The following is a 16502-nucleotide window of genomic DNA, read 5'->3' as shown; positions in this document are numbered from 1 at the left end:
TGACGATTGCCCAATATTTTACCTGATACGATTAGCATGGATTTTGCTACTTTTACGTTAGTACTTAATCAAACCCCCAATTCAAATGAAAAACAATCTAAAAACCCTGGTAATGATGGCGGCTGTAGCATTTTTAGCCTTTGCCTGCCAAAACAATGACGACTCAAATCCCGCGCAGTTGGATGCGGAACTGGATGAAGTAGTCAATTACATCGCTAATGAAATCCTTCCTATTGGCGTGCAAGGCGGAACGGAAAACACACCTTTTGGGCTCCGGACTACCGAAGGAGAAGATCTGAATGCGAGAATTGCAATGGGAAGACGACCATTCCCATTGATTAGGCTTGGTGCCTGCGCTGAGGAGTTGGAACTCACAGAAGAACAAATTGCCGAAGCCAGGGCATTGGCGGAAGGCCTGCTGGAGTGCCGCAGGGATGTGCATGAGACTTTCCTTGCAGAGCTAAAGGAAGTAATCGGAAGCATGGAAGCAGCTAGGAAAACAGCTGTCGAAAAGTTGAGAAAAGAGGAAATCACCCCGTCGCAGTTTAGGTCGGAAATGGAAAACATCCGAAAAACTTTCCTAGAGGCCATGAAAGAAATCCGTGAGAAGCACAAGGAAACTATCAAGCCTTGTGTAAGGGATTATGTAAAACAGCTAAAAGAACTTTTGGGTGAAGAAAATTGGGAAAGCCTTAAAGCGTGTTTGAAGGCTAAAAACCAAGAATCAGAAAGCGAAGACTGATTTTTTTTACCTGAAAATCATACTCCTTAACCCATTGATAAACGGCGGCAGATAGATATCTGACTGCTGTTTAATATATTTGACCCTTGTTCGAAAACAATGTCAAGCAATGGGTGTACAAGAAAGACAGCAGAAAGAAAAAATGATTTTGGATGCTGCGATCAGACTTTTTACAGAAAAGGGATTTGCGGCCACTACAATGGATGATGTGGCTAAGTCCGCTAAAATAAGCAAGGGCCTTACCTATTTTTACTTCAAAAACAAAGAGGACCTTTACCTGGCGATGACCAAAAAGGCTTTTGATGAATTGAAGGATGTTTTTCGGGAAGTCTACAAAAACAAAGCGAGGACGGGGTTGGATATGATTACCGAATTGGCAAACAACTATGTGAAGTTCGCCCGCGGCAGTCGGATTTATTATCAGGCTGTTTTGGATTTTTTGGGTACAGTCCAGCTTTATAATGATGAACATCTCCGCCAAAAAATCAATCCACTGATTCTGCAAAGCGAGCATTTCCAAAAGTTACTTGAAATGCACCATGATTGTGCCAAAATAGGCGCACAGATGGTGGCACTTGGTACGAAGGACGGTAGCATACGTGCCGAACTCAATCCTGAGGTTGCTTTCTACACCGTTTGGGCGATGCTGATTGGCTTTGAAAAGCTCATGGGACCAGTGAGTTATGAGCCCAAGGACACCAAAATCCAATTGGAGACTTGGAAGCCAGGATTCACAAAGCTGCTGCAGGATATGCTGAAGGGAACCTTCCAAGCCGTGAAAGTCCAGCCTGTACAAACGAGCCTATTCTGATGTGAGCGCCCGATTTGTTCGGAATGAATCTTGGCCCCCTTTTGGTACCTAGTGTTCAATTTTCCAACCAAAGATTGGCATAGATCAATTCACATTTATATGCATTACCCACCATTAGCTGTTGGTATCGTGATAGCTGGGGTCAGCAGAAAATGGACAACCTTTAAGAATGCCGAAGGGAACACGTTAAGTCAAAAAAGAAAGGACCTATTTTGCCCGGGTCACAAGAATCTTGTCAATGCGTTGACCGTCTTTGTCTATCACTTCCAATTGTAAATCCCGATGCCTCATTTTGAATCCAATCTCGGGTATTTCGTTGGTTTCATGCATGATCATGCCCGCGACGGTAGCAAACTTGCCAGAATAGTCGTAATCGAGGTAGGTTTTGAAATACCGCAAAAACTCCACTACGGGATATTGTCCATCCACAAACCAAGAATTTTCATCGCGTTGGGTGATCTTGTAATCATCCTGGTGTGATTCGCTAATATCCCCCACCAATGCATCCATCAAATCGTCCATGGTAACAATGCCTACAGTGACACCATATTCATCGACCACGATCCCGCAATGGAGCTTTTCTGCTCTAAATTTCTCCATCACGTGGTAAGCACTCGAATTCTCATTTAAAAAAATCGGCTTCGTCAGGTATTGCATTATGTCAAAGCCATCGCTCCCCGATACAAAAAAAAGATCCTTCAACTGTACGACTCCGACAACATCATCCAAATTGCTGGAGTCCGAAACAGGGTAAAATGAATGCTTTTCTTCCTTGATGGCCGCTCTGATCGCATCCCAAGTATCGGTGGTTTTGAAAAAGACAATGTCGCCACGATAAGTCATCAGCGAATTGATCTTCCGGTCACCCATTTCAAACACCCGCTCGACGATGTTATGCTCCACCTCTTGGATCTCTCCCACTTCGACACTTTGGCGAAGCAGGGACTTGATTTCTTCTTCGGACACCTTGTCACTGGATGCCCCTGCGATGCCGAGAACTTTCAGCATGAAGTTATTTGAAATAGACAAAAGCCATACAAATGGGGAGGTAAGTTTGGAAAGAATCTGCATCGGTTTGGCTACAAAACTGATGATCACCTCCGGGGAGGTCATGCCGATGCGTTTTGGAAGCAGCTCACCCAATACAATCGAAAGATAGGTCACGAAAACGACGATGATTACCGTGGCCAATCGCTTTGCATAGGGCTGAAGTGCTTCGATTTCAAGAAACAAGCGTTCAACGCTTCCAGTGAGATTCTCGCCACTGTACACACCAAGGAGAATCCCAATTAAGGTGATGCCGATTTGTACCGTGGACAAAAATCGCGTCGGATTTTCCATGAGCTCCAATGCAGCCCTAGCTCCTGAGCTTCCCTTTTTTCTGGAATTCTCCAATTTGAATTTCTTGGAGGCAACCAAAGATATCTCTGACATGGCGAAAACGCCATTCAACAATACCAACCCTACTAAGATCGCAAGCTCCATACAATTCTCAATTTAATCCGCACAAGGGAAGATTTCGATAACCCCGAATAACGGCAAAATTCAATTAACGAACTTAATTTCCCATAACAATTTGTTGCAAATATCCTGAGGCAAAAGCAGGGTCTTTTGGATCGTGATCAAGGGAAGGTGTATATCTATGGATGCCTTCAACTGTGTGGTTGTTCCATTGTACCCAACATTTTCAAAATCATCCAGAGCTTCCCTGAAAATCCACAAACAATTGTTGGCAGCTAAGGCCTACCTCACTTTTTGACCAAGCAGGAGAAAAGTGTCTTTTAAAAGATCATGCCCCTGCCGACAGATGGTCAATCAAAGGGTTCAGCCAAAAAATAAGAAATTGAATTTTTGCAAAAAAAAGGATTCGTTTAGATCGTGACCCGCGGAGGGATGACCGGCTGAGTCTCTTGCCTAAAGTAGCCTTAGAAAAATCAATTACTACAACCGAATTTGTCTTCCAATGCGACAGAGTAAGGCTTTTACCAAAGTGCTCCTCGAAAGGATCCCAGGAAAGGCCTATTGAAACGCAAAGCCCGCCGGAAGGTATGTCCTCGGCGGGCTTTGGGTTATGCAGCAGATTATATCCTCTATCAATAAAACCTCACTTCACAGTCAGGGTTGAGTTTCTTGTATGCGTCTACCGCCTTTTGTTTCAGTCCTGAATTAAAGCAAACCAGGCGCTTGATTTGAAGACCTTGCACCGGCTTCAGAGAGCTTACATTGGTGCCAGCGATATCCAAGTGCGCCAAGTTGAACATACCTTCCAATCCACGCAGTACCTTGATATTATTGCCCGTGAGTGTCAGGCTTTCCAAGGAACTCATCGTCGCCAACAACCTCAAATCGGATATGCCGGTGTAAGACAAATCCAAAACCTTGAGTTCCCGCAATGCAGGCAAGGCAGTAAAATCGACCACAGGTGCATGGCTTATTTTCAGACTTTCAAGAAGCTGCAGTTCCGAGACATGGGAAATATCCGACATGGATACATTATCGACAGAAAGCCTTCTGAGATTTACCATGATGGCCAGAGGCATTAGGTTATTTATAGACGCCCCGTTAATAGAAAGTTCCGGTTTTGCGGTCCAAATGTGAAGCGTTTCGGAATTAGGTTCAGCCTCACCTTTGCCAAATTGGCTTTTAAACACTCCTTTCCAAGCATCATCCAAGCTCGACCACCAAGCCACCAGGCTGTCTGAACGAAACACAATATTAACCTCAGGACTGGCAATAAGGAATTGTGGGATATCCGATTGCCGGATCTCTGATTTATCCATGTTGAGATAAGCCAAATTGGACAAAGACGTCAATGACAGGAAGGAATTGATTGGCGCGCCTTCAAAATTCAATCGTTTGATTCCCCCAAGGTTCGCAAGCGGCTCAAGGGTTTTTACCTTGGTTCCTTTTCCTGAAACTGTCACCAAGGTCTTCAATTCTGACAGTGGTGCGAGGTCAGCGACTTCCGTATTGTCAAAACGCAAGTCCTGCAACATCCTGAATTTCAGGATTGGATTCAATGAAATGATCTTGCTATCCGTAAGATCCAGAGAATCCCGGGTCACCATAGACGCCAATGTTTCCACCGTTGGATTTGGCACGTTCAGTCGCGAATCGATAGCAATCAGGGCATTTTTCCATTCTTGGGGAAGCGATTCCCACCATGAATGCAGGGATTCGGTATGATGTATCAACAATACAGAACGGTTTTTTCTGGAATATTCCTCAGCCTCTGCCTCCGACACGCCAGTACCATCGGCATATACATTCCGCAGGGCAGGCTTATTGTTCAGCGCTGAGAGGCTTGTAACGCCGGTTTGGTTGAAATTGATCCAAGCCAACTTCGGCAATGCGGCAACCGGGCTGAGATCCGTCACATTTGTGCTCTGCAAGTTCAGCTCGGTCAGGTTGGTCAAGGACGAAATCTGGTCAAAATTCGTCAAGTAGTTGCCGCTCAAGTCAAGCTTTTCCAGATTGGACAAAGCGTTGATGTTTTCCAAGTTGGTGAAGGTGCTGTTGGAAACATCCAACGCAGTAAGCGTGGAATAAGCATTCAACACCTCGTAGGACTCGACAGGTGTACCAACGATACGCAGTGATTTCAGACTTTTGAGGTTTTCAAGCTCGGCGATGTCCTTGATTTGCGTGCCGGAAATATCCAAATGCTCCAGCCTGTCGGAATACTTGATGAACTGTATATCCTCAGTAGGCGTGTTTGAAATGTTCAGGCGCGTCAAGAAAGTGACATTGCTAATAGGCTTTAGATCCAAAATCTTGGTATTGGAGATATCTATTTCCTTAAGATCCCTCAAGGCTTCGATCGCTGCCAAGTCTTGTATATATTCGTTGCCGCTGAAGTCGATTTTCTCTATCGCTGCGATTTTGTAGAGGTGATCCAATGTCACAGAGTCTTCTTCCATCAATCCGATTGATTCCTTCAAATACGAAGTCCAGGTGTAAGAAAGGCCCTTCCACCAATCCTGTAGCTCTTGGTCACGGCTGAGTTTGGTGGTATAGATACTAGCTATCTTGAGTTCGTTTGACTTTTTGTCCACGTTAATCTCCACAAACCGCGGCTTGGTGTTGGTGATCTTTTCCTTGTTGAGACCCGTAGCGGTCAAGGTCCTGTCCATCGAGACCAAAAAGGATAGCTCGCCATTGTCCCTCAGGAAAGGCTTCACCTCACGGATCTTGAATTTAAAGGACGCTTCTTTGAAGAAAAACTCAATATCCTTGAGATAAGCAGGCACGTCCTTATTGGTAATTACCTTTCTATCGAGCAGGAGATCATCCTCCACTTGGACTTTGCCATCCCGGAAAATCTTCTTGTAACTTTCCCTGATGATGACATCCTTGTCACGTGCTGGCGTCTCAGAACTGCCCAACGTGTTGAGGAAGTACTCTAAAAACGTAATTTGGTCTTGGGCCTTTTGGCTCAGGTCCTTGATTTCGTTCTTGTTGTACCCACCGATATCCTGTGCATTGGCGGAGTAGAGGACGAAAAACAAGCAGGAGAAAAATAGAACATGATGCCTATTTCTGATCATAGATGTAGCGTAGTAAGGTTTCTTTGTCGCCTGGCTTCAATTTAACCAAATTTCCGATCAACCAACCAGTATTGAATCCAGGCCTGTTGTATTGGTTGACTTCGAAATACCAATTTCGAATCTGGAAGAAGTGAAACTTGACGTCTTTGATCGTTTCAAACCTGATCGTACCTTTTTTCATTTCATACAAAAACAAAGTCAGGTAATCTGGTGTGTATTCCTTAGGCGTAAACGCTTCTGGAGTGTCAGTGTCTTGAAAGGCTTTCCGAAGATTCATGAAGCCCAATTCATGGCTCAAAGGATGCAAAAAGCCCTTGTCGGTACCGGTGGGCTTATTAAAGATGTTTTTGAAAGGTTGGAAAACTACCTTGTCGATGACCCATTCGTAGCCCAATCCCTCAGGTTGAATCTTCAGGAAGAGTGTGACGTCTTCCGGTCGCCCATTGTACATGAATACGGCCGTTACCTCGGCAAACCAATCCTCCCGATGGAAATTGAGGTATTGGGGATATGCCTCGGAGAGGACTTCCTTCATGAAATCAGTCTTAAGCTCTCTTGGAATTCCTGAGGTTTCGTTGTCAAACAGGATACTGATGAATTGGCCTCTCAGCTGTCGGTCGCGGTAGAGTGGGTTTCCCTCATAATACCGGATATTGCCGTCTTGGCTTTCCTCGGCATTGAATCTTCTGAAAAATTGGTTGAGTTGCTTGGTGGAGGCGGCGAACCTCCCATCATCCTTGGGGGAACCGGGACTGAAAAGTCCCTGTCCCGGTGCCAACCCAAATGATGAAATCAGTAATAAGATTAAGAAAAAGGTTTTTCTCATGCGGAAGTTTCAGTGACTCTGATATCACCCAACATCACGTCCCAAAACTCGATGGTCCTACCAGCGATTTGTGTTTGTTTTTTCTCGACGTAGATGGTGATATCTTTTTTGGTAGTATCCTTATAGTTCATGCCACTTTCGATGGATGTCCCTTCGAATCTTTGGTATACAGTGATTACCCCCACGTATCTTCCATCAGGCTGTCTTTCCAAATCGGAGATATAGTGGATGTCGTACCAAGTGATATTGACACGGTCATAGTTCAAAGCCATCAAACGCTCGAAGTATCTTCTTACTTTATAGTAAGCGATTTCTTTTCTGTTGATAGACGAAACACCCATTTCAGCATCAGGAGCAAAAAGCTCCTCGGCCCTGTCCATAACGCGGTTTGCCTCGGAGAATTGTGTCTCCTTGCTTCCAATAATGGAAATGTACTTACTCAAGTCCTTTACTTTCTCAAGCGCTAAAGAATCGATGGCTTGTTTTCTGGCTGGGCTGATATTGTCTGACTGGGCCAGGGATACTGATGCAAATGCCAAGAAAAGCACCAGAAAGAGGGAAATATGTTTTTTCATTTTTATAGTGTTTTTCGAGTGATTACTTTTTACGACGAAGCTCCAATTCAGATACCTTCCCGCTTCCGTCCAACTTAATGTCGGAGATGAAGTTCAGGTTCTTTTTGGTGTCTTTCAAATAGTTGAGGTATTTGTCGATCGTGGTAGGCTCGTCATAGTCCTTCACTCCTCCATCCTCATGGATTACAATCAACACAGGTGTATTTGGGTTTGAAAACATGCCCTTTGCCTCATTGATAGTCCTGTTGGCGGCATCAACGTTGGAAGAATTGGCAACGCTGTTAAAATAGTTCTCCAATTTACTTACAGCCACCTCTTCAGCAGAAGGTCCTGCTGGTGGTGCTGGTGGAGGTGTGGGCTTTACTTCTTCAACTGGAGCAGGCTCCGGTGCTGCAGCAACTTTCTTCTTGCTCTTACATGCACCCATTGCTAGAAGGCCCACCAAGGCGATCATAGCAAATTTGCCAAGGCTTGATTGGATGGTTCTTTTTTTCATAATTGATCGGTTGAGATATATAAATTGAGTTTATTTTTTTAGCCACAATATAGAATTTTGATCGAGATTTGCACACCTATTTTATGTATTTGGCAGCTCTAGTTTCGATGAAAACCCATCAAATGACCCTTTTTTTAAAGTTGCACAAATCTAATCGAAAATTTTATTCAAAGGTTTGCAAGACCAATTTGGCATACAAATTTTATGTAAAAAATACAAAAGGCCATACCAATGGATGGCAGGGCCTTTTTCGGGATAGATTATTCCCCAAACAGCTCCTTTAGCTTGTTTTCCAAGCTGGCGCCGCGCAGGTCTTTGGCAATTATCTTTCCCTCCGGATCGAGCATGTAGGTCGCCGGAATGGCATTTATCTGATAAAGGGCTGCAGCTTCGGAATTGAAGTACTTGAGGTCGGATACATGTGTCCAAGTCAGGTTGTCGTCTGCAATGGCTTTGACCCAAGCTTCTTTGGTCCTGTCCAAGGATACTCCAAACACCTCGAAGCCTTTGTCTTTGTATTGGTTGTAAAGCCTGACAACGTTAGGGTTCTCCTCCCGACATGGTTTGCACCAAGCTGCCCAAAAGTCAATCAGCACATATTTCCCCCTCAGGTCAGAAAGTTTGATCAACTCACCATTTGGGTTGGGAAGGGCGATCTCTGGTGCTACTTGCCCGATAGAAAGCGCCCGCATATCGTCCAACTGCGCCTTCATGGCATTGATCATCTTGTTGTTAGGGTACTGTTGGTCCAAACCCGCCACGAGCTCGTCTATAAATTGGAAATCAACTTTGGGATTGAGCATGGACACGCCTGCGAGTGCGGCGAAACTATCCTTCATTTCACTGAGGACAGTTTTTACTTTTTCCGACTGCTTGATCTCCAGGTCCTGCGCTTTGGTTTGAATACCCACAATGGCCTCTTGGTCCCTTTTGCTCATCGCCTCAAAATAGGCCGTATTGAGTTCGTTGATTTGGTTTTGGTACTCAGCAACGAGCGCCTCAATCTTCTGAAGATTCTGAGAATCTACCGAGCCTTCGACTTTGAGGCTGTTTTCATCGGTGAAATCGTAGCTCAAGTCTACATCCTCGGCATAGAGGGCAAGTTTTACGGTCTTTTTGCCACCCAAGTCCAAGTCAAAAAACCCGGCCTGGTCAAGTGTCACCTCAAGTTCAAAGTCACCGTTTGCTAGCGGTATCTCCTGTACCGTCTCGGTACTTTGATCGACATACTTCATCAGCACAAGCTTTCCGGAGGGGACATTGGACAAAGTGCCACGTACAGTCACATTTCCGTCAAAGGATTCTTTGGTTACCTGTTTGCAGGAAAACAAAGCTGCAAACGCGATGATAAGGGAGATTTGGTTCAAATATCTCATTGCTCAATTTTCAAGTAATTCTGTCAATAGTTTTGTTGCAACTTTGGGGTCAGCTTTACCCTCGGATTTTTTCATCACCTGGCCCATAAACATTCCGATGAGTCCTTTTTTGCCTGAGCGGTATTCGGCGACTTTGGCGGCATTCTCAGCGAGGACACTTTCCACGATGGGCAAAAGCGACCCTTCGTCACTTTCTTGGATCAAGTTCTGGGCTTGGGCGATTTGCAAAGGCGAGTGGGTGGTATCCTGCAGCATTTCGGGGTAGATCTTTTGAGAGGCCGCAGAAAAGCTGACTTTGCCCGCATCTATCATGTCGATCAATTCCGCGAGGCTTTTTGCCGGAATCGGGAAATCCGAAATATGTTCGTTATGCTCGTTGAGGTATGACTTCACAGGTCCCATCACCCAATTGGATGCGGCCTTGAAGCTGCTGGTATGGTGGCAAAGTTCCTCAAAGTACATGGCGATCTCTTTGGAATCCGTCAATACCCCGGCATCATACCCCGGAAGCCCGTATTTGTCTACAAATTTGTGGTACAATTCCCTTGGCAATGGGGGCATGGATGCCTTTACGCTTTCCAACCACTCTTCTGAAATCACCACCGGACTCAAATCAGGCTCTGGGAAATATCGATAATCGTTGAGGTCCTCCTTGGTACGCATACTGGCCGTAGTTCCGGTGTTGGCATCAAAGGTCCTCGTTTCGGAAACAATCTCCTTGCCCACTTCCACCAATTCGACCTGTCTTTCGAACTCATGTTCAATGGCTCTTGCGACGTTTCGAAAGGAATTCATGTTTTTAACCTCAACCTTTTTTCCGTATTCCTTTGCTCCCCGAAGCCTCACGGAGACGTTGGCGTCGCAGCGCATGGAACCCTCTTCCATGTTTCCATCACAAATCTCCAGGTAACGGACAAGCTTTTTGATCTCCACCAAATAGGCATAAGCCTCTTCAGAGGACCTGATGTCCGGTTCGGACACGATCTCGATCAAAGGCACTCCCGCCCTGTTGAAATCTACTAGGGTATCTGGTTCCTCCGCGAGATGGATTGACTTCCCAGCATCTTCCTCCATATGGATGCGCGTCAACGCGATGGATTTCTCGGTGCCATCAGGAAGGGTGATCGGAACGAAGCCTCCTACACAGATCGGATTTTTGTCTTGGGTGGTCTGAAAGCCTTTGGGAAGGTCGGGATAAAAATAATTTTTCCTAGCAAAAACATTGTGGCGGGTGATTTCGCAGCCGCAAGCCAATCCCATCTTCATCGCATACTCGACCACCCGAGAATTTACCTTTGGTAAAGTGCCGGGATGGCCCAAAGTGATGACGGAGATTTGGGTGTTGGGCATCTTTCCAAACTCAGTTGTATCTGTCGCGAAAATCTTGCTTTTGGTGAGCAGTTGGGCATGCACCTCTAATCCCACCACCAGTTCGTACTTACTTGTTATTTCCGCTGAAAGCATTTCTTTTTCCATCTTCGGGGCCAAAATGGCCCCATATTATTCCAAAACCAAATCGAAGGGTTGTTATTCCACTAACGACCGGCAAACATTTCGATTGCCTTTTGCACCACTTTGGGCAGGCCTGCAAGGTCTTTACCACCTGCAGTAGCGAAGAAAGGCTGTCCTCCTCCCCCACCTTGGATTTCCTTGGCCAAGTCGCGGACCATTTGGCCTGCATTGAGCCCTAGCGAATCGACAAGGCTTTCCTGAAGGATCACGGCAATTTGCGGCTTGCCCTCAATTTCTGCGGCAAGCACCACCACCACATCCGCCACCTCATTTTTCAGCTCATAGGCAAGCTTCTTGAGCGATTCCGCGGACGGTAATTTGACTTGGGAAATAATCAGGTTGAAACCATTCCTTTGCTCCTTCGCTGCTATCAATTGCTGCTTGATGGCAGCTGCCTGTTGGGCATGGAGGAATTCGATTTCTTTTTTGAGCTCGTTTCGTTCCTGTACCAATGTTTCCACGGACTTTTTCAAATCCCTTGGGCTTTTCAGCATTTCCCCGATTTCCTTGATCAACTCCAACTGTGAATTGACGAAATCCTCGGCAGTCTTGGCCGTAATGGCTTCGATTCTCCTCACGCCCGCGGCAATAGAGCTTTCGGAAACAATCTTGAATAAACCAATAACACCTGTGGCAGATACGTGCGTCCCACCACAAAGTTCTACTGAAAACTGTGGATCAAAGGTAATCAAACGGACAAAATCCCCATATTTTTCGCCAAACAAGGCCGTCGCACCTTGTTTCTTTGCCTCTGCGATTGGTACATTCCGCTGCTCGTAAAGCGCGATGTTTTCCCTGATTTTTGCATTGACTATGGACTCTACCTGGGCGATTTCCTCTTCCGTCATTTTGGAGAAATGGGAAAAGTCGAAGCGCAGCAGTTCCTCATTGACCAAGGAGCCTTTTTGTTGGACGTGGTCGCCCAAGACCTGCTTGAGTGCCGCGTGTAGAAGGTGCGTCGCCGAGTGGTTGTTCATGCTATCCTTTCTCTTGGCAGCATCTACTTTTGACTGGAATGTGGCATCGAATTGACTGGGCAACTTGTCCACAAAATGCACGATGAGGTCGTTTTCTTTCTTTGTGTCGAGTACCTTGACAGTCTCGGCACCATTTATCAACCAACCTTGGTCACCGACCTGTCCGCCGCTTTCGGCATAGAACGGCGTCCTGTCCAACACGATTTGGAAGCGGTCCCCTTTCTTGTCGGTGATCTGACGGTATTTGACGATGCGGGATTGGGATTCGAGGTAATCATACCCGATGAACTCGACACCTTCCTCAGCATTTACAATCACCCAATCGCCAGTCTCCTGTTCGGCTGCCGCACGGGATCGGTTCTTCTGGATATCCATTTCTGCGGCAAAGCCTTTCTCATCCACGGAGAACCCATTTTCCCTTGCAATCAAAGAAGTTAAATCCAAAGGAAAACCATAGGTGTCGTACAATTCAAACGCGATCTTACCATCCACCACGGACTTGCCTGACTGATGGAGTTCTTCCTTGATTTGGTCCAATTTGCGGAGCCCGTTGTCAAGCGTACGCAGGAAGGACTGCTCCTCCTCCATGATGACCTTGGCCACAAAATCCTGCTGGGCCGCCAATTCGGGAAATATCTCCCCAAAAGTCTCGGCAAGTAGCGGCAGCAACTCGTACAAAAACGGCTTGTGGAAACCCAAAAAAGTATACCCATAACGGACCGCTCTTCTCAAAATCCTGCGGATCACGTATCCAGCTTTGTTATTGGAAGGCAGCTGTCCGTCCGCGATGGAGAATGAGATCGCGCGGATATGGTCCACTATCACCCGCATCGCAATATCCACCTTCTCGTCCAAGCCGTACTGCTTGCCGGACTTTTTCTCGATAAACTGGATAAATGGGGTGAAAATATCTGAATCGTAGTTGGATGACTTGGCTTGGATGGCGCGCACCAGGCGCTCAAAGCCCATACCCGTATCGACGTGCTTCGCCGGCAGTTCCTTCAGGCTGCCATCAGCGAGACGGTTAAACTGCATAAAGACCAGGTTCCAGATTTCGATGACCTGGGGATGGTCATTGTTGACCAGCGTATAGCCTTCTACCTGCTGACGCTCGGCATCAGACCTGAGGTCGATATGGATTTCGGAACAGGGGCCGCAGGGACCTGTATCGCCCATTTCCCAAAAGTTGTCTTTCTTGTTGCCAAATAGAATGCGGCTTTCGGGCACGATTTGGCTCCAAAGCTGGAATGCCTCCATGTCCTTTCCGAGCTTGTCGCCGGCATCCCCGCCGAAGACTGACACGTAAAGCCTATCCTTGGGGAGCTTGTAGACTTCGGTCAGCAGTTCCCAAGCCCATTCGATGGCTTCCTTCTTGAAATAATCCCCAAAGGACCAGTTGCCAAGCATCTCAAACATCGTGTGGTGGTAGGTATCCACGCCCACTTCCTCCAAGTCATTGTGTTTGCCGGATACGCGAAGGCATTTTTGGCTATTGGCCACACGGGTGGCTTTTGGGGTTTCGTTGCCAAGGATATAATCCTTGAATTGGTTCATCCCTGCGTTGGTAAACATCAAAGTGGGGTCATTTTTGACCACTATCGGCGACGAGGGAATGTAGGTATGGCCTTTGGATTTGAAAAAATCAATGAACTGAGTTCTTATATCCTTTGCTTTCATTTAAGCTTTCTTCTAATGATTGGATTTTCAATTATTTATATAACTTTGCAAACACCCGGATTTGATCACCCACCCTTCAATCCATTTGGGGCACAAAATTAACAGTTTTAGCCTTGTTACCAGCATGAGTAGAATAAAATATTACTACGACCCAAAGTCCTGTAAGTACGAGCGGTATAAAAAATCCAAGTGGGATATCACGCTACAAGTATTGGGCTTTCTCTCCCTTTCGACCCTTTTGGCAACGGCTTTGATGGGTTCCTATTACTACTTTTTTGATAGTCCCAAAGAGCTGCTCCTCAAGCAGGAAAACCAGGAGTTGAAGCTGTACTACGATATCCTGGAGGATGAAGTCACCAAAATGAACCAAATGCTTGGCGACTTGCAGCAGCGGGATGATAACCTTTACAGGGTCATTTTTGAATCCGAACCGCTCTCCGACAATATCCGTCGTGCCGGTATCGGCGGCAGCGACCGCTACCGTGAAATCAAGGAAAAAGGACTCAAACAGGAGGAATTGGTACTCGAACTTTCGCAGAAAGTGGATGGCTTGAAGCGACAACTCTATGTGCAGTCTGTCAGCTACGACGAAGTCACCGAAATGGCGCTGCGCAAAGAGGAATATTGGGCGTCCATCCCTGCCATCCAACCAATCAAAAACGACAACCTGAACCTGTTGGCTTCAGGCTATGGCATGCGTGTCCACCCAATTTTCAAAGTGAAAAAAATGCATAACGGTGTGGACTTTGCAGCAGCCAAAGGAACGCCGATTTACTCTACCGGAGACGGCGTGGTGCTAAATGTGAAGACGGTTTTCGGAGGCTATGGCAAATATGTGGAGATCGACCATGGATTTGGTTTTGTCACGCGCTACGCCCACATGAATGAATTCAAAGTCAAAAAAGGCCAAAAAGTGAAGCGGGGCGATCTTATCGGAACTGTCGGCAATACCGGTTCGTCTACTGCGCCACACGTCCACTATGAAGTCATCAAGGACGGCAAGTTTATCAATCCCGTCAACTACTTCTTCAAAGGCATCAGTCCTGAGGACTTCCAGAAAATACTCGAATTGGCAGGAAGGGAAAATCAGTCTTTGAGTTAATGAGTCACTTGGGAACCTTGGGTCCGGATATTTGGACCCAAGGTTCTATTTTTTTCACCTCACACAGAAATAGACCCCTTCCTAAAATCCGCCTTACCGATAATCGCATTGATCAAAAAAGATTTTCCGGAGGCGTTTGAAGCTTTTGCTATTTCAATCGCATGATTGATTTCACCCTTGGCTTCTATCTTTATTCCATCTCCACCAAAAGCTTTGGGCACCAAATGGTAATCCGAAAATTCCAGATTCACGGCACAATCCGAACCTAAAAAATCGACCTGGTCCCGGGCTATCTGCGTCCAGCAGGCGTCATTGCCCACCAAGGCGGTGATGCGCAGACCATGCCGCTGAAAGGTATCAAACTCTGTCAAACTATACCCCGCGCTTCCGTCGCCAAACAGAACCCAAATCGGCCTATCGGGGTACACCAAGGCCGCGCCAATCGCAAATCCCGCCCCAACTCCCAGAGTCCCGAATGCCCCAGGATCAAGCCAAGACAAAGGCCCTCTGGGGCGCAAGGTATAAGAAGCGGTTGCTACAAAGTCCCCCCCGTCGGCGATAAGCACGGCGTTTTGATCCAGATTCTTCTTAAGGTTTAGCAGCAAATCCAGTGGATTCAACCCAGAAGTAGGTAACTCGCTTTGCGCCTGAATTTCCCCATCACGAGCCGCATCCCGCTGTTTCAATTGAGAAATCCACTGGTGTCCCTCAAAGGCAAAATGGCCCGACACCGCAATTAGAAAATCAATCGGATCGGCTTTGATGGGCAAGGTCGGCTTTTTGTTGAGCATCAATTCCTTGATATCCCGATGGATGGAAATGAAGGGCCGACTACCGATATGATTGCCGTAGTCCAGCCTGAAATCATTGGGCACTCCTGCCAAGATGATCAAATCTGACTCTTTGATGGCCTCTTTCCTTTTGTGCCGCACTTGGATATCGGAATCCGGTCCCAACAAACCTCTTCCCATACCGCTGAGATAAATGGGAATGCCCAACTTTCGTACCGCCGAGGCTAGATCCTCGACTTTCTTTGGTTGGGACATGGCTCCGCTTCCGAGGATCATCAGGGGCTTTTTGGCCTTTTTCACCATCCGAATGGCCTTTTCCAATTGGGCTTGGGAAAAATTGGGGACCTGGACCTGTTCAGGTTTCGTCTCAAAAGCCACCTTCTCCGAGTCTTTGAAAAGCTGGTTCGCATGCCGGCGGATATACCATTGCTTGAGCGAAGCAGAAATGCCCGCGGGACCTTTTTGGTTTTTGGCGCCGTACCATTCCAGCACCATCTCTTTTGGATAAAGTGTATCGATCGGACATTCGATAAATACAGGCCCGGGGGTCCCGGATTGTGCGATCCGAAAAGCCTTTTCCATAACAGTGGCAATATCCTTGACTTGGCCAATGCTAACCGCCCATTTGACAATCGGTTTCAGCAAACTGATCTGGTCAATATCCTGCAATGCTCCTCTTCCCTTAAGCAAAGTAGCTGCGGCACCTCCAAGCAAAATAAGCGGGGATTGGGCCATTTGGGCGTTTTTAACAGCCGTAATGGCATTGGTGATCCCGGGCCCTGCGGTCACCGCCGCCACGCCGGGCACTCCGGTCAGCCTCGCCACCGCATCAGCTGCAAATACCGCCGTTGCCTCATGACGGGTATCGATAACCCGAATTCCAAGTTGCTCCGCCCCAACAAAAATCGGCGAAATATGCCCTCCACAAAGCGTGAACAAAAATTTGACTCCATGATTCTGGAGCACTTTAGCGATGATTTGGCCTCCGTTCATGAAAGAAAATTACTGATTATTGTTGAAAAAATCTCCAAGAAGGATTTGTTCAGCCTAATGACGAAATGGCAAAAAGT

Annotated in this window: 12 protein-coding genes; 3 read left to right on the top strand and 9 right to left on the bottom strand. The window is 46.6% G+C overall.

What is annotated here, in order from left to right; translation table 11 throughout:
- Positions 1–85: 85 nt before the first annotated feature.
- Both C943_RS17190 and C943_RS17185 read left to right on the top strand, forming a co-directional pair.
- Positions 86–742 (top strand): hypothetical protein, encoded by a 657-nt coding sequence (locus C943_RS17190; RefSeq protein ID WP_008630437.1) that lies wholly within the window; start codon positions 86–88, stop codon positions 740–742.
- A 109-nt stretch (positions 743–851) separates the two neighbouring features.
- A complete protein-coding gene (locus C943_RS17185; RefSeq protein ID WP_008630435.1) occupies positions 852–1553 on the top strand; it encodes a TetR/AcrR family transcriptional regulator in 702 nt (233 codons plus the stop codon).
- A gap of 207 nt (positions 1554–1760) precedes the next feature.
- Here C943_RS17185 and C943_RS17180 read toward each other — a convergent pair whose 3' ends face one another.
- The 8 genes from C943_RS17180 to alaS form a co-directional block, all read right to left on the bottom strand.
- Positions 1761–3038 carry a hemolysin family protein gene (locus C943_RS17180; protein ID WP_008630434.1) on the bottom strand — a complete coding sequence of 426 codons (1278 nt, stop codon included), beginning with the start codon at positions 3036–3038 and terminating at the stop codon, positions 1761–1763.
- 608 nt (positions 3039–3646) lie between these two features.
- Positions 3647–6100 (bottom strand): leucine-rich repeat domain-containing protein, encoded by a 2454-nt coding sequence (locus tag C943_RS17175; protein WP_008630427.1) that lies wholly within the window; start codon positions 6098–6100, stop codon positions 3647–3649.
- Positions 6087–6926: a hypothetical protein gene (locus C943_RS17170; protein ID WP_008630423.1), complete on the bottom strand. Its 840-nt coding sequence runs from the start codon at positions 6924–6926 to the stop codon at positions 6087–6089. Before C943_RS17170 ends, C943_RS17175 begins: the two co-directional genes overlap by 14 nt.
- Entirely contained in the window at positions 6923–7501 is a 579-nt protein-coding gene (locus tag C943_RS17165) for a hypothetical protein (protein WP_008630421.1), read from the bottom strand. The genes C943_RS17170 and C943_RS17165 overlap by 4 nt, the downstream gene beginning before the upstream one ends.
- Positions 7502–7523: 22 nt before the next feature.
- A complete protein-coding gene (locus tag C943_RS17160) occupies positions 7524–7997 on the bottom strand; it encodes a hypothetical protein (RefSeq protein WP_040481142.1) in 474 nt (157 codons plus the stop codon).
- A gap of 260 nt (positions 7998–8257) precedes the next feature.
- Positions 8258–9373, bottom strand: coding sequence for a TlpA disulfide reductase family protein (locus tag C943_RS17150; protein WP_008630415.1), 1116 nt, complete (start codon positions 9371–9373; stop codon positions 8258–8260).
- Positions 9374–9376: 3 nt separating this feature from the next.
- Positions 9377–10837 carry an Asp-tRNA(Asn)/Glu-tRNA(Gln) amidotransferase subunit GatB gene (gene gatB, locus C943_RS17145; RefSeq protein ID WP_040481186.1) on the bottom strand — a complete coding sequence of 487 codons (1461 nt, stop codon included), beginning with the start codon at positions 10835–10837 and terminating at the stop codon, positions 9377–9379.
- A gap of 71 nt (positions 10838–10908) precedes the next feature.
- Positions 10909–13539 carry an alanine--tRNA ligase gene (gene alaS / locus C943_RS17140; RefSeq protein ID WP_008630412.1) on the bottom strand — a complete coding sequence of 877 codons (2631 nt, stop codon included), beginning with the start codon at positions 13537–13539 and terminating at the stop codon, positions 10909–10911.
- Positions 13540–13663: 124 nt separating this feature from the next.
- On the opposite strand from alaS, the gene C943_RS17135 reads away from it, so the two are divergent.
- Positions 13664–14641: a M23 family metallopeptidase gene (locus C943_RS17135; RefSeq protein ID WP_040481184.1), complete on the top strand. Its 978-nt coding sequence runs from the start codon at positions 13664–13666 to the stop codon at positions 14639–14641.
- 59 nt (positions 14642–14700) lie between these two features.
- On the opposite strand, the gene C943_RS17130 is transcribed toward C943_RS17135, so the two are convergent.
- Positions 14701–16425, bottom strand: a complete 1725-nt coding sequence (locus C943_RS17130) for a thiamine pyrophosphate-binding protein (RefSeq protein ID WP_008630407.1) — start codon at positions 16423–16425, stop codon at positions 14701–14703.
- Positions 16426–16502 lie beyond the last annotated feature (77 nt).

The sequence above is a fragment of the Mariniradius saccharolyticus AK6 genome (assembly GCF_000330725.2).
GTDB classification, from domain to species: domain Bacteria; phylum Bacteroidota; class Bacteroidia; order Cytophagales; family Cyclobacteriaceae; genus Mariniradius; species Mariniradius saccharolyticus.
This window is presented reverse-complemented; position numbering and strand designations above follow the sequence as displayed.

Excerpts from the sequence above, each read along its gene's own strand:
- C943_RS17190 (WP_008630437.1), top strand. The coding sequence starts at position 86 with ATGAAAAACAATCTAAAAACCCTGGTAATGATGGCGGCTGTAGCATTT.
- C943_RS17185 (WP_008630435.1), top strand. The coding sequence starts at position 852 with ATGGGTGTACAAGAAAGACAGCAGAAAGAAAAAATGATTTTGGATGCT.
- C943_RS17180 (WP_008630434.1), bottom strand. The coding sequence starts at position 3,038 with ATGGAGCTTGCGATCTTAGTAGGGTTGGTATTGTTGAATGGCGTTTTC.
- C943_RS17175 (WP_008630427.1), bottom strand. The coding sequence starts at position 6,100 with ATGATCAGAAATAGGCATCATGTTCTATTTTTCTCCTGCTTGTTTTTC.
- C943_RS17170 (WP_008630423.1), bottom strand. The coding sequence starts at position 6,926 with ATGAGAAAAACCTTTTTCTTAATCTTATTACTGATTTCATCATTTGGG.
- C943_RS17165 (WP_008630421.1), bottom strand. The coding sequence starts at position 7,501 with ATGAAAAAACATATTTCCCTCTTTCTGGTGCTTTTCTTGGCATTTGCA.
- C943_RS17160 (WP_040481142.1), bottom strand. The coding sequence starts at position 7,997 with ATGAAAAAAAGAACCATCCAATCAAGCCTTGGCAAATTTGCTATGATC.
- C943_RS17150 (WP_008630415.1), bottom strand. The coding sequence starts at position 9,373 with ATGAGATATTTGAACCAAATCTCCCTTATCATCGCGTTTGCAGCTTTG.
- gatB (WP_040481186.1), bottom strand. The coding sequence starts at position 10,837 with ATGCTTTCAGCGGAAATAACAAGTAAGTACGAACTGGTGGTGGGATTA.
- alaS (WP_008630412.1), bottom strand. The coding sequence starts at position 13,539 with ATGAAAGCAAAGGATATAAGAACTCAGTTCATTGATTTTTTCAAATCC.
- C943_RS17135 (WP_040481184.1), top strand. The coding sequence starts at position 13,664 with ATGAGTAGAATAAAATATTACTACGACCCAAAGTCCTGTAAGTACGAG.
- C943_RS17130 (WP_008630407.1), bottom strand. The coding sequence starts at position 16,425 with ATGAACGGAGGCCAAATCATCGCTAAAGTGCTCCAGAATCATGGAGTC.